This is a genomic window from Thalassotalea sp. PS06 (assembly GCF_007197775.1).
Classification (GTDB): Bacteria; Pseudomonadota; Gammaproteobacteria; order Enterobacterales; family Alteromonadaceae; genus Thalassotalea_A.
On the sequence record NZ_CP041638.1, the window covers coordinates 812,575 to 825,027 of the forward strand.

Consider the following 12,453-nt stretch of genomic DNA (forward strand, 5'->3'; position numbering starts at 1 on the left):
ATATACTTAACAGCGTCTAATCATGCCTCGAAGGGGGCACAAAACAGGGCGAGGATACGTTTATGGAGTTTATTCCATTAATCATTCAGCTGGTCAGTGGCGCCTTAGGCGGTAATCTTGCGGGTTCAATTTTTCAAAACTTTTCTTTAGGAACACTCGGCAATTCTATTGTTGGTATCCTCGGAGGTGGCCTCGGTGGTCAGTTGTTGTCAATGATTGGCGTATCAATGGGTGGGGATAGCGGTATGGATTTGGCTAGCATAATCGGCAGCGTCGCAAGTGGCGCGGTTGGCGGTGGCGTGTTAATGACGATTTTTGGCATGGTTCGCGCTCTGTTTGGTAAATAAACCTGATTAATTCAATTTAACACCCAAGTTCGTTTAACTAATTAGTTTGCTGTAATGAAGTCTGAGAATGTTGTTTTTGTTCAAGTCACAGCGTTTCATGAGAGTCGCTGATGGAAGAGTATTTACCAATTATTATTCAAATGGCGGCGGGAGCTGTGGGTGGCAATATTGCTGGCAGTATTCTTCAGGCGCAATCTTTTGGCTTTTTAGGTAATTCCTTAGTCGGTATTATTGGCGGCGGCATGACCAATCGAATCTTGCTGGAGTTCAATGTAACACTCAATGGTAGCGGTCTGGATCATGGCAGTATTGTCAGCGATCTGATCAGTGGCTGTCTTGGCGGCGGCTTACTGATGCTGTTAATCGCATTTTTGCGGTCGTTAATTGGCAGATAGTCAGACAATTGATCCTGAGGATTCACACTTTCTTACTCAACACTCAATTATTTGTTAACATAACCATTTTCCCCAAGACCTTCATATATGGCTATTAACTGGTTCCCTGGGCACATGCACAAAGCCCAGAAAGAAATTAAAGAAATCATCCATCAGATTGATGTGGTGATTGAAGTGTGCGACGCTCGTCTGCCATTTAGCAGCGAAAACCCTATGATCACCAGTATCCGCGGTGAAAAGCCACTGATTAAAATCCTTAACAAAGCGGATTTAGCGGATGCCGAATTAACTCAGGTCTGGCTCGACTACTTCCAGTCTCAACACAATGTAAGAGCGTTGGCTTTAACTACCGAAGAACCATCAGGTGCTAAACAAATCGCCGGTCTTATCCGCAAACTAGTGCCTAACAAAGATGAAACCGGTAAGCAGATTAATGCAATGATCATGGGGATCCCTAACGTTGGAAAATCGACATTATTAAATACTCTCGTGGGTAAGGTTAAAGCCAAAGTAGGAAATGAACCTGCGGTGACAAAAGCGCAACAGCGTATCCGCCTTGAAGATGGTTTATATCTTTTTGATACTCCGGGTATGTTGTGGCCAAAGATTGCTAATGAAAATAGCGGTTATCGTCTGGCGGTTTCCGGAGCAGTGAAAGATACCGCGTTTGATCATGATGAAATTGCCTGTTTTGCTGCGGAGTATTTATTGCAAGCCTACCCGGAACGTGTACAGCAGCGCTATCAAATCGATCCCCTTCCAGAACAGGAAGTGGAATTTATCGAGGAGATGGGGCGTAAACGTGGTTGTGTCAGAGCTGGCGGTCATGTTGATTTTCATAAAGCTTCACAAATTTTGGTTAATGAAATTCGCGATAAAACCCTGGGTCCTATCACCTTTGAAACGCCGCAGATGGTGGAAAAAGAACAAGTTTACTTTACCCAATTGCAAGCCCAAAGAGAGGCGGAGCGAGAGGCGCGCAAAGCGGCTCGAGGCCGCGGTCGAAAAAACAAGAGAAAATAGTCGAGTGAGGAGCTAAAAGGAGCTAACGATAATTATGAGTGACACCCAAGATTTTACCCTGCACGCCGATTTACAGCGCGATTGCGTGTTAGTTGTGTCCTTACCTTTGTGTGAACTTTTGCTTTGTAATGACAGCAAATATCCTTGGTTTATCATGGTGCCAAGACGCCAGGATATCAGTGATTTGCATCAATTGGATTGGCAGGACTTGCAACAGTTTATGAATGAATCGAGCATGGTAAGCGAATTGCTAATGCAGGAATTTAATGGCGACAAAATGAATGTCGCGGCGCTTGGCAACGTTACCCCACAACTACATATCCATCATGTTGTGCGTTTCAAAAACGATGCTTGCTGGCCAAAACCTATTTGGGGGCAATTGCCGTTAACGCCATACCCTGAAGAGGAAATCGTAAAGATTAAAAACGTGTTAAAAGCGAAAATTGACGAGATTTTATCGCAATAGGTTTAGAAAATTATAAAGGCTGCAGAACCCGCTAATCGCTAATGGGGTTGCAGCCGTTTTATTCGTGTCACACACTGCTCATTATGTGGCGCCGACATTCCCATCTGTTGAGCACATTTTACGATGTAGCCATTGATATAATCGATTTCGCTTAGTCTTTGTCCGCGAATATCTTCACGCATAGAAGAGCTGTTTTCGGCGGTGTTTTCCACCACCTGATACACCACATCACGAAGAGTTTTAGATTGAAGTGGTATTTGCCGAAGCTCGGCCTGGCCAATCACTTCTTGGAGCAATACCTCAACGTCGCTGTTGTATTTGTCCTGAGAAAGCTCGCCGTTTAACACATCATGAATTGCTGTTAACGGGTTAATGACGCAATTTATCGCTAATTTTGTCCACTGCATGGTTCGGATTTCGTCATACCACTGACAATCCTGTAACTGTGACAGCAGTGCTTTTATCGAAGCTAGATCCGGGTGTAGATTTTGATAGTTACCCAATTGCCATTGCCCTTGGCCGGTATGTTGAATTTGATTGCGGTTAAGGCGCCTTGCTGCCTGCGTGCTTAGCATGACACCGATAGGTTGTTGACTATCGAGCAATGGACGTATCTGCTGATAAACTCCCATGCCATTGTGCTGTAAGATCAGCGGACATCGGGGTGGCAGATATTCTGCGATGTAGGCTATGGCATCTTTGAATTGGTAGGCTTTAAGTGCGCAAATAATTAGATCGGCATCTGGCAGTTGCTGTTTACTGACATAGTGCAATGGCAAACGCTGGGTTTGTTTATCCAGGCCGATAAAGGATAAAGACTTTGGTAATCCTTGTTGAATCGAGTCTGGTTTTAGCAAAAAACTGACCTGATGGTTACCTTGCAACTGCTGGTATAACAGGCTTCCCATAGCGCCAGCGCCGATGATGACAATATTCATCCGTTACTCCGCTCCAATGCTGCCAGGACAGCTTGCTTTCTTATCATCCGATACTGCTGGATTAACTTGGTAAACGCTACATATATCAGGGTAAACGTCAGGCACCCAGCGACATCGGCATAAAAATCATGCCATTGCGCAGCTCTAAAATCCAACAGCCCCTGGCCTAGCTCGGTCAAAGCGGCATATGCCACTAATCCTGGCAGTAACACAATCTGCTGCAAGCGCAGTAACCCAAAAATAATGCCATTTAGTAAAAAGAAGCTAAGAAAATGGGCAGCTTTATCTAACAGGTTTAGCTGATGCAAAGCCTGCATACCATCAAACCAGAATAGGTAGGCAAACGCACCGCCTAAGATAACAACCAATGTCGAAAAAAACGCAGAAAAAACCAACAAAATAACCTATGTTTAGCAGCACACCATTGTCCGCATCGGGCGAGAAATAGGCACCAACAGAACCCAGTTAATAAGTTTGCGGAAAAAGAGAATGTATTGCAATGCAAAAGGCCAGTCTGATAACCTTAGCCCCATTAAAAATGCTTAATTACTGAGAGATTTCGTTATGCCATCGATGGATATAGTGTCTGAAATTAATATCGAAGAAGTTCGCAACGCCGTTGACAATGCCAGCCGTGAACTGGACACCCGGTTTGACTTTCGCGGTGTCGAAGCTTCTTTTGAGTTCGTTAAACCAAATGTAAAGATCAAAGCCGAAGGCGATTTTCAATTAAAGCAGTTACGAGATATGCTGCGGGTGCAGCTTTCTAAGCGTAATGTTGATGCCAAAGCCATGACCGTTGGTGCTGAAGAGCACACCGGTAAAACGTATCAGCAAACCCTGACTTTTAAAGAAGGGATTGAGCAGCCGATGGCGAAGAAAGTTGTAAAGCTTATTAAAGACAGTAAGTTAAAAGTTCAGGCCAGTATTCAAGGCGAGCAGATTCGGGTTACGGGTAAAAAGCGCGATGATTTGCAATCAGTGATGCGAATTGTACGTGATGCTGAGCTGGAACAATCTTTCCAATTTACCAACTTCCGTGACTAATCACTTCGGCGACAAAAAATCTTTTGTCGCCTCTCTCTTTTTGAACAAAGGTAGTTTCTGTGTCTTTTGAATCTGATATCAGGTTTTCGCAGGTTCAGCATGCGATTAAACAACAAAATTTTAGCCAGGCCCAAGCACTGTTGGACAATATTCTTGCCCAGCAGCCGGAAAATATTGAAGCGCTAACGCAAAAGTTAACCTTGTTAAAGGAACATCAAAAGCCAATTCCCAATAATCTGATTGAGTTGCTATTGCGGGTCGATGCAATGAATGTCATTGCCCTTGAGGCCAAACTCTCTTTGCTGGAACAGCAAATGGATTATTTTCAGGCGGTTGAGGTACTTAAATTACTAAATAAACAGCAACCCGAAAATTTACTTTGGTCCTGTAAATTGGCGCTAAATGCGCTGAGCTCTGGCCAAGTTACCTTGGCACATGAGCAGTTTGAATATTGCTTAGAACATCGAACCGGTCAGGAAAGCGGATTATTAACGTTTGTGATGCTGAACCTTGGGCATGTGTATAAAGCCCAGGGGCATTCAGATAAGGCCAAACAGGCTTATCTGACGTTTATCGATGAGCACCCCTCAGAAGCCGGTGTTGGATATTGGAGTATTGCCGATCTCAAGGATCAATCGATAAGCCTTGACGAATTTTCTGCGATGGAGGCGTTGCTTGCTTCATCGACATTAAATGTTGGCAACAAGGCGCTGATTCATTTTGCTCAGGGAAAATATTATGAGCAGCAAAAAGACTATCAAAAAGCCTTTGCTTGCTGGCAACAGGCGAATGAGATTCTTGCAAAGTATCGCCCGTTTAAAGCCCAGCCTTATCATGCGCTCATTACGTCTTTGATGCAGGCGTTAACGCCACAAGTTACAGCCCGTTGGCAATCGCCTGAACCCAACGAATTGACCCCTATTTTTATTGTCGGTATGCCAAGATCAGGAACGACTTTGGTTGAACAGATACTGACGGCTCATTCCGATGTCCAGGCAACCGATGAATTGCCGTTTATGGAACGATTGGCAATTGAGGTAAGTCAGCAGGGTAACTATGGTCAGGAATTGGTGAAGCTTACCGAAGAAAAACGTGCACAATTAGCTAAGGCATACCTCAAGTCGGCTAATCCTTACCTACATCAGCAGGGGGGGTATTTTATCGATAAGAACCCCAATAACTTTCTCCACATCGGCTTGATTAAGGCTATTTTCCCGAATGCCAGGATCATTAATCTGTTACGGGACCCGATGGATAACGCGATGAGCGTGTTTAAGCAGTATTTCAGCCGTGGCCACGAGCATTCCTACCACTTAGATGCCACTATTTTTTACTGGCAGGGCTATTTGCAATTAATGACATTCTGGAAACGCCTGTTCGGTGATCAACTTTTGAATGTGGGATACGAGCAACTAACGGATGATAGCGAAGCGATAATTCGTCAAATCCTCGACTATTGTGGCCTGGAATTCGAACCTGATTGTCTTGAGTTTTATAAAAGCGATAGGGCGGTTTTAACCCCCAGTGTTTCTCAGGTTAGGCGACCAATTAACAAAAATGCGGTGGGCGCCGCCGCTCGTTTTCAGTCGCAATTAACGCCCTGGATGCCCAAATTCGCCCAACTTCGGCAAGTGAAAGAGCAGCTGTTAAACAATTGAGGCTAATGTTTGGATAATTGTTTTAACCAAGGCGCCCACAACATTGCTTAAACTTTTTGCCTGAGCCGCAGCTGCATGGTGCGTTGCGACTTATCGGCGTTGCTGATGGAGTTCCTTCACTATTTGCGGGTAACGGTTGAGCTTTCGACACAGGTTGTTGTTGATTACCTGCCACCTTTGAAGGTTCAGCGGTTGCCGGTACGTGATTGGCGGCAACATTGAATTTAGCAATCTCAGGATTAAAACATGGGTCAATCAGACAGTGAATCAACATTTGCGTTGCGCCACCGTGATTAGCCAGATGCAAGTTGTTACTATATTCTCTAGTTTGCTGATAGAGGGTGTCGCGCAGCTTGTGATAAACAGGCCAGCCTGATTCCTCAGTGGCAAATTGCGAAAACGCCTGGCGCCAATCATCGGCAAACGCTTTTACCTTTTGCATAAATTCCTGTTTTATCCCTTCATCATTTTGCTGGTTACTATCAAGCTCTGAAAATAATTCAGCCACCAGCCAGTCAACTTCCCCTGGAGACATGACCAGGGGGGCATTGAATTTTTCCGTTAAGATTTGTGGCCGTTGTTCCGGTTGAAACTCGAGCAAAGAGTCTGTAGCCTGTTGTTCCTGAACACCTGGGATGAATGAATTGGCAACGGTGCGCCAGAACTTGGACGAGCCAGTGGTGTCGATGACCAAATGGACCCGGCGCTTATTGGAATGGTTTACAACCTTGTGATTTTTCCAGGAATCGAAAATCCAACATTCGCCCTGCTGCATGTTTACCTGTTTATCGCCACAATGAAAAATGACATCCTCAGTGGTGGTTATCGGGATGTGAATACGAACCCGCTTATACCAATGGTAATTGATATCCGAATGCAACGGCACTTCACAACCAGGCTCTAAGGCCATCAACCTTGAGCGACCAAACACTTCTCCAAACGAAGCAATGACCTGTTGCAGATATTCACACTTTTCAAGTGCTTCAGTAGTTTGCATTGGTCCTTTGAAATCGTTATTTATCTTACCATTGACGCTAATTAACGGTATCGCTAAATTGCCCTTAAACCCCTCGTGATGGGGTAACCATTGCGGCTCTGCAAACTGGCTGATTTCCTGCTGCATTCGGGCAACATCAAAGCGTAATGGTAAGCGATAAAATTCGTGAGTTAGCTTCATAAAGTATCCTACATTGCACCATGACAATGTTTAAATCGTTTGCCCGAGCCACAAGGGCAGAGCGCATTTCTGGACGTCGTACCGGGTTGTGGATTGCTTACCGGTGCTGGCGTGTTAATCGTATTTACCGCGGCAGCATGTTGTCGGGCATTTTCTATCTGCTCTGCACTAATGTCAGTACTTAACTTGAGCTTGCCATCCTTTTCAAGCCATTGATTAATTTCTGCAACCAAGGACGTATACGCTTCAAGCTCTGGTGCTATCACATGGGCTTTTGGTACCCATTTGTCAGGATTCGGCGCTCTTAACGTATATTGCGATAATGGCAGTCCGTCACGGCATTTTTCGCTAAGTTGGTGATCAAAGGATAAGTCGGCAAATTGACAAATCTGTTTTAGTACTGCCTCTGGTGTATCGACCAGTTGACGATAATTGATGATTAGTTTTCGTTCATCGGCAATATCCTTCAAGCCATCGACAATAGCCTGATTGCTGATAGCCCACTGGTTGGCAGCGATATTGGGTAAAGGTTTGTCCTTTAAAGACTGCCAGTTTGGCGTTAATAACAGCGACCAGCGTCCATTAAACCCTGGAAGGTTAGGGTAAGTCAGAAAGCGACCTGAAAGCCAGGCTTCGATGATGCTATTGATGTTCTCTTTCGGATCGCGCACCAGGTAAATAAACAATGCATCAGGAAACAGTTGCTTGAGAAACTCTACACGTAACGAGTTCTTGGGTGTTTTTTCTAGAAAACGCACAGGTTGTTGAGAATGTTGGGCCTGGGTGTCACCATCCCTGTCGCGCAGTAACTGTTGGAATCTGGTGAGCAGTTTAGTCTTTGTAGCCTCAGTTGCATCTTCAGCCGCAAGGGCATTACTCACAAACCCTCGCTGGACAGTGCTAAGTTCGGGGATATGCTCTATGACCGCATGACTTTCATCGCCAATTGTCCACAAGTCCGGAGCCTTCGACAGCGTATCAAACAGCAAGGTGCTGCCCGAACGAGGTGCAGATAAGATGATGATTGGTTTAGAAAACTTGTTTTGCATGGTACGGCTTGAGCGTTGTCACTGGATTTTTAATCAATTTCGCTGGTCACACTCTACCACGGATGGCGGGGAGCCATAAGCCTTATTTTTTAATCGCAGGGTTTTACTTTAATCGCTTTAATCCCTTACAATGCCGGTTCGCATAAAATTACAACAACAATGATAGAAGAGTAGTTATGGCATCGTCTCGCGGTGAATTTAGTTCACGACTCGGTTTTATTATGGCGGCGGCCGGTTCCGCTGTTGGTCTTGGGAATATATGGGGATTCCCTACGCAAACAGCATCCAATGGCGGTGCGGCTTTTGTTCTCGTGTATCTGGTATTGGCCTTCTGCCTTGCCTACCCGGCATTTATGGCTGAATTGCTAATTGGTAGATATGGTCAGGCTAACGCTGTAACTTCACTGCAAAAAATGTCCTCCCGCCCCTGGCAAAAACATTTTGGTTTTATCGTTGGTTTTGGCGGTATTATCTGTGCTGCCTTGATCTTAAGTTTTTATGGTATTATCGCCGGTTGGATGATGTCCTATGCCATTGAAAGTGCAGCGAACATCGTCGGTATGAATGCTGTCGCAGAGTGGGTCGTAGGCAATAGTTTAGAACGCAACCTATTGTTCACCGTAGCCTTTATGGTATTGACCGTTTTTATTATTCGTAAAGGTGTTGAAAACGGCATCGAGAAGTGGTCGAAGCGCTTAATGCCAATGATGCTTGGTCTGTTAGTGTTGTTGATCATCTACGTAATGACCCTGGATGGAGCGATGGAAGGTTTAAACGCCTATCTGAATCCGGACATTGAACAGCTTAAAGACCCATCCCTTATCGTTAGTGCATTGGGCCAGGCATTCTTCTCGTTATCTTTGGGTACCAGTGTGATGGTTATCTATGGTTCGTATATTTCTAAAAAAGAAAACTTGGTGAGTCTGGGCGCTCAGGTGACTCTTATCGATGTGAGTATCGCTTTCTTAGCGGGTCTGTTAATCATTCCTGCGATGTATGTAGCGCAAACTCAAGGGGTTGCGATTTTCGCCGATGATGGCAGGCTGATTTCAGGGCCAGGTATGGTGTTTGATGTATTGCCTAAGTTGTTCGAAGACATGGGGGTGATTGGCACCTTCATTGGTCTGGCGTTCTTCGTATTGATGAGCATCGCAGCATTAACGTCATCCATTTCGATGTTAGAAGGGCCTGTGTCATACACCGTTGAGCGCCATGACGTGCCACGATCAAAAGCGACAACCATCATTGGCTTGGTGATCTTATGTATCAGCGTGGTTATCGTATTTAATATCGAAACCGGTCTGGACTTCGTAGCGACATTATCTACGCAGTATGGGCAACCGATCATTGCCATGTTGTGCTGTATCTTCGTGGGTTGGATTTGGCACCGTAGCTCGATTTTAGAGGAACTAAAACAAGGCAACGACAGTGTTGAACATTCGTTCTTCTGGAAAATCTGGCCATGGTACACCAAATTCGTGTGCCCGATTGCCATCGCCGCCGTGTTTATTAATTCGCTGTAATCAACAGCGATTTTGTTGCTAGTGCGCCGCTGGAATACCAGCAGCGCATTTTTTATTTCTCGGATATTTTCCTCAGTTTCTGTTGAGTCTTTTTACAAAGACACCCACCGTAATTTCGAAAAGCTTACCAAGACACCCATTGCAAATAGAGAAATTAACAAAAAACACCTTTTGTAATTAGAGGAAGTTACAAAGACACCCACTGTAACCAGAAAAAGTTGCAAAGACACACAGCAATATTGATAAGCTTAACTAGGGTATCAATTTGCTAGCAGGCTAGTTACCGGTAATTGTTGCGGAGAAAAACTAGCAATGTTTTAGATAGGGTCGATAAGTTCGGTAATCGCTTCACGGTGACGTTCAAACATTTCACCATCGACCATAGCTAAATCTGCCTTGAAAGCATAAGGATGACCATCCAGAGTAAATGCCAATTGGTAGGCATGAAGATAGCCCCTATCTACAATTGCTGAATCAGTTTTCGTAAAAGAATAATTTGGATCGCCCAAAATAGCGGTGCCTAAACTATTCATCGCGACTCGCAACTGATGGGTTTTTCCGGTTTTCGGCATCAGCTTATATAGTCGCAGGCCGGGCTCTAAACTAAACGATTGGAAGTGGGTAATCGCCGGGTTATTGGTTGTTCTCTCAAGTTTGAAAGTACCGCGACGTGATTTAACCATATCTCCTTTGATGATCCCTTGTTTCTTCTTAGGCTTACCGCAAGCAAGAGCAATATAGAGTTTTGAAACATTTCGCTCGGCAAACAATGCAGATAGTTGCGAAGCAGTATTCGAATCTTTAGCCATTAGCATCAACCCGGAAGTCATTTTATCAAGCCTATGAACAGGATAAAGCTCTTGGTACGCTCGTTTCCATTGATTGAAAAAACCGCTACCGGCAATTTCTTCGTCATGAAAGCTCTCGCCTGCGGGTTTATAAGCGACGATGAATTTATCATTTTCAAAGATGAGACCAGAAGATTTAGACACAATTTAAGGAGCCAAGGTAATTGAGAACAAGAAAAAATTATAAAGGGAAAATTCGATGACCCCAAAGTGTTTGTTGGTTTCTGCCCCAAGTTAGTCTATTTTTGGGTGTAAGAAAATTCTTCATTTGTTTATTTTGTTGATATTGTCGTTGTAAAATCAATATCTTCCCCCACATAATAGACAAATTGCCAGAATGTGGTGCATAACTAAATTCGCGGATGTTGCGGATTTCGGAGCAAAATTGACTTTTTCTATTTCTGAATTTATTGCTGAATTTTCAAAACCTTCAAATATTTCAGCGCTGGCGGGCATAAACCGAGGACTCGAGCGGGAAACGTTACGTATTAAGGCTGATGGTCATTTATCAAATCAGGGGCACAACGAAGCACTGGGGTCTGCGCTAACAAATCCATTGATTACAACAGATTACTCTGAAAGTTTACTTGAGTTCATCACCCCGGTTAGTCAATCGATTGAGCAGTCTATAGCGCAGTTAAAGGACATTCAAAAGTTTACGCTATCGAATATCGGTGGCGATCATTTTTGGCCGATGAGCATGCCATGTGTCGTCGAAAAAGAGGATGATATCAAGATTGCTCAGTATGGAACATCCAACATCGGTAAAATGAAAACGGTTTATCGTCAGGGCCTGAAAAACCGCTATGGCTCGATGATGCAGGTGATCTCTGGCATCCACTTTAACTTTAGTTTTAGTGATGATTTCCACCAAACAGTACAAACAATTACAGGTGATGAGAGACCTTTACAGGACTTTGTCTCTGACAAATACTTTGCGCTTATTCGAAACTATAAAAGATTTGGTTGGCTCATTCCCTATTTATTCGGCAGTTCTCCGGCATTATGTCCTACCTTTTTGCAAGGGCGAGAGCATAACTTTGAATTCAAGAAGGCTCCGACTGGCTGTTATTACATGGAGTATGCTACCTCGTTGCGAATGAGTGATTTGGGGTATACCAACTCCGAGCAGTCCACCTTAAATATTTGTTACAACAACATTGATAGTTATGTTGCAAGTGTACAAAAAGCGATTACCTTGCCTTCCGAAAAATTCGCGTCTATCGGTGTGAAAGAGAACGGTGAGTATCAGCAGTTAAATGCCAACATATTACAAATTGAGAATGAGTTGTACGCACCCATAAGGCCTAAGCGCGTTGCAAAATCCGGTCAAAAACCGTCGGAAGCATTGGCACAAGGTGGTGTTCAATATATCGAAGTTCGGGCGATGGATGTGAATCCTTATGTCAGCACGGGTATAAGCCGTGAACAAATGTACTTTATGGATGTTCTCCTAACGTATTTGTATCTTAAAGATTCTCCCCAAATGAGTCCTCAAGAGTTTCAAGTAGCGACAGAAAACACCGACAACGTCATTTTATCTGGACGCGATCCTAAGTTACGTTTGCTAGATGGAAGCACGCTGAAGTCGATTCCCGAATGGGGACAAGAGATTTTTGGAGAGTTAGTGGCAATCGCGAAACTCTTGGATGAGGCCTATGAAACGAATATGTATAGTAAAGTCGTGGATCAGGAAAAAATGAAAATCAGCCAACCAGAGTTAACTCCTTCAGGGCAGATTCTTAATGATTTACTGACCAAAGGCCGAGGTATAATCGGTTGGTCTCTGATACACGCTGGGAAATATCAAAAAGAGCTTGAACAGTGGCAATATCAAGAATTTGACGAGAAGTATTTGCAAGAGTTGGCGACACAATCGCTCGCGGATCAGTCACAAATTGAAGCCGAAGATACGGTGGGTTTCGATGAATTTTTAGATAATTATTTTTCTCGTTAGTGATTTACTTGCCTAATTAAGAGGT

Annotated in this window: 13 protein-coding genes; 8 read left to right on the forward strand and 5 right to left on the reverse strand. The window is 44.1% G+C overall.

Annotation, left to right across the window (positions count from 1 at the left end):
- Positions 1-62 precede the first annotated feature (62 nt).
- From FNC98_RS03530 to FNC98_RS03545, 4 genes are all read left to right on the forward strand, one after another.
- Positions 63-347: a hypothetical protein gene (locus tag FNC98_RS03530; RefSeq protein WP_143579967.1), complete on the forward strand. Its 285-nt coding sequence runs from the start codon at positions 63-65 to the stop codon at positions 345-347.
- A gap of 110 nt (positions 348-457) precedes the next feature.
- The gene (locus FNC98_RS03535) at positions 458-742 is read left to right on the forward strand and encodes a hypothetical protein (RefSeq protein WP_143579968.1); all 285 of its coding nucleotides are present in this window, start codon (positions 458-460) and stop codon (positions 740-742) included.
- Between the two features lie 87 nt (positions 743-829).
- The gene (gene ylqF / locus FNC98_RS03540; RefSeq protein ID WP_143579969.1) at positions 830-1,765 is read left to right on the forward strand and encodes a ribosome biogenesis GTPase YlqF; all 936 of its coding nucleotides are present in this window, start codon (positions 830-832) and stop codon (positions 1,763-1,765) included.
- Between the two features lie 34 nt (positions 1,766-1,799).
- Complete coding sequence (locus FNC98_RS03545) at positions 1,800-2,231, forward strand: HIT domain-containing protein (protein ID WP_143579970.1); 432 nt, start codon at positions 1,800-1,802, stop codon at positions 2,229-2,231.
- Between the two features lie 38 nt (positions 2,232-2,269).
- Here the strand turns inward: FNC98_RS03545 and FNC98_RS03550 are convergent, their stop codons facing one another.
- Both FNC98_RS03550 and FNC98_RS03555 read right to left on the reverse strand, forming a co-directional pair.
- Positions 2,270-3,169: a ketopantoate reductase family protein gene (locus tag FNC98_RS03550; RefSeq protein WP_143579971.1), complete on the reverse strand. Its 900-nt coding sequence runs from the start codon at positions 3,167-3,169 to the stop codon at positions 2,270-2,272.
- Positions 3,166-3,564: a VanZ family protein gene (locus FNC98_RS03555; RefSeq protein WP_143579972.1), complete on the reverse strand. Its 399-nt coding sequence runs from the start codon at positions 3,562-3,564 to the stop codon at positions 3,166-3,168. The genes FNC98_RS03550 and FNC98_RS03555 overlap by 4 nt, the downstream gene beginning before the upstream one ends.
- 169 nt (positions 3,565-3,733) lie before the next feature.
- Between FNC98_RS03555 and FNC98_RS03560 the strand changes: the two genes are divergently transcribed.
- Positions 3,734-4,216 (forward strand): YajQ family cyclic di-GMP-binding protein, encoded by a 483-nt coding sequence (locus tag FNC98_RS03560; protein ID WP_143579973.1) that lies wholly within the window; start codon positions 3,734-3,736, stop codon positions 4,214-4,216.
- Positions 4,217-4,275: 59 nt separating this feature from the next.
- Complete coding sequence (locus tag FNC98_RS03565) at positions 4,276-5,874, forward strand: tetratricopeptide repeat-containing sulfotransferase family protein (RefSeq protein ID WP_143579974.1); 1,599 nt, start codon at positions 4,276-4,278, stop codon at positions 5,872-5,874.
- Positions 5,875-5,896: 22 nt separating this feature from the next.
- Here FNC98_RS03565 and FNC98_RS03570 read toward each other — a convergent pair whose 3' ends face one another.
- Together FNC98_RS03570 and FNC98_RS03575 are read right to left on the reverse strand one after the other, a co-directional pair.
- Positions 5,897-7,051, reverse strand: coding sequence for an aspartyl/asparaginyl beta-hydroxylase domain-containing protein (locus FNC98_RS03570; RefSeq protein WP_143579975.1), 1,155 nt, complete (start codon positions 7,049-7,051; stop codon positions 5,897-5,899).
- A gap of 8 nt (positions 7,052-7,059) precedes the next feature.
- A complete protein-coding gene (locus FNC98_RS03575) occupies positions 7,060-8,100 on the reverse strand; it encodes a sulfotransferase family protein (protein ID WP_143579976.1) in 1,041 nt (346 codons plus the stop codon).
- A gap of 176 nt (positions 8,101-8,276) precedes the next feature.
- Between FNC98_RS03575 and FNC98_RS03580 the strand changes: the two genes are divergently transcribed.
- Positions 8,277-9,623: a sodium-dependent transporter gene (locus FNC98_RS03580; RefSeq protein WP_143579977.1), complete on the forward strand. Its 1,347-nt coding sequence runs from the start codon at positions 8,277-8,279 to the stop codon at positions 9,621-9,623.
- A gap of 317 nt (positions 9,624-9,940) precedes the next feature.
- Here the strand turns inward: FNC98_RS03580 and FNC98_RS03585 are convergent, their stop codons facing one another.
- Positions 9,941-10,615: a pseudouridine synthase gene (locus FNC98_RS03585; protein ID WP_260680445.1), complete on the reverse strand. Its 675-nt coding sequence runs from the start codon at positions 10,613-10,615 to the stop codon at positions 9,941-9,943.
- A 241-nt stretch (positions 10,616-10,856) separates the two neighbouring features.
- Here FNC98_RS03585 and gshA point away from each other — a divergent pair, with 241 nt between their 5' ends.
- Positions 10,857-12,428 (forward strand): glutamate--cysteine ligase, encoded by a 1,572-nt coding sequence (gshA, locus tag FNC98_RS03590; protein WP_260680446.1) that lies wholly within the window; start codon positions 10,857-10,859, stop codon positions 12,426-12,428.
- The last annotated feature ends 25 nt before the right edge of the window (positions 12,429-12,453 follow it).

What these genes read in the sequence shown, in the direction of transcription:
- FNC98_RS03530 (WP_143579967.1), top strand. Translation starts at nt 63, where the DNA reads ATGGAGTTTATTCCATTAATCATTCAGCTGGTCAGTGGCGCCTTAGGC.
- FNC98_RS03535 (WP_143579968.1), top strand. Translation starts at nt 458, where the DNA reads ATGGAAGAGTATTTACCAATTATTATTCAAATGGCGGCGGGAGCTGTG.
- ylqF (WP_143579969.1), top strand. Translation starts at nt 830, where the DNA reads ATGGCTATTAACTGGTTCCCTGGGCACATGCACAAAGCCCAGAAAGAA.
- FNC98_RS03545 (WP_143579970.1), top strand. Translation starts at nt 1,800, where the DNA reads ATGAGTGACACCCAAGATTTTACCCTGCACGCCGATTTACAGCGCGAT.
- FNC98_RS03550 (WP_143579971.1), bottom strand. Translation starts at nt 3,169, where the DNA reads ATGAATATTGTCATCATCGGCGCTGGCGCTATGGGAAGCCTGTTATAC.
- FNC98_RS03560 (WP_143579973.1), top strand. Translation starts at nt 3,734, where the DNA reads ATGCCATCGATGGATATAGTGTCTGAAATTAATATCGAAGAAGTTCGC.
- FNC98_RS03570 (WP_143579975.1), bottom strand. Translation starts at nt 7,051, where the DNA reads ATGAAGCTAACTCACGAATTTTATCGCTTACCATTACGCTTTGATGTT.
- FNC98_RS03575 (WP_143579976.1), bottom strand. Translation starts at nt 8,100, where the DNA reads ATGCAAAACAAGTTTTCTAAACCAATCATCATCTTATCTGCACCTCGT.
- FNC98_RS03580 (WP_143579977.1), top strand. Translation starts at nt 8,277, where the DNA reads ATGGCATCGTCTCGCGGTGAATTTAGTTCACGACTCGGTTTTATTATG.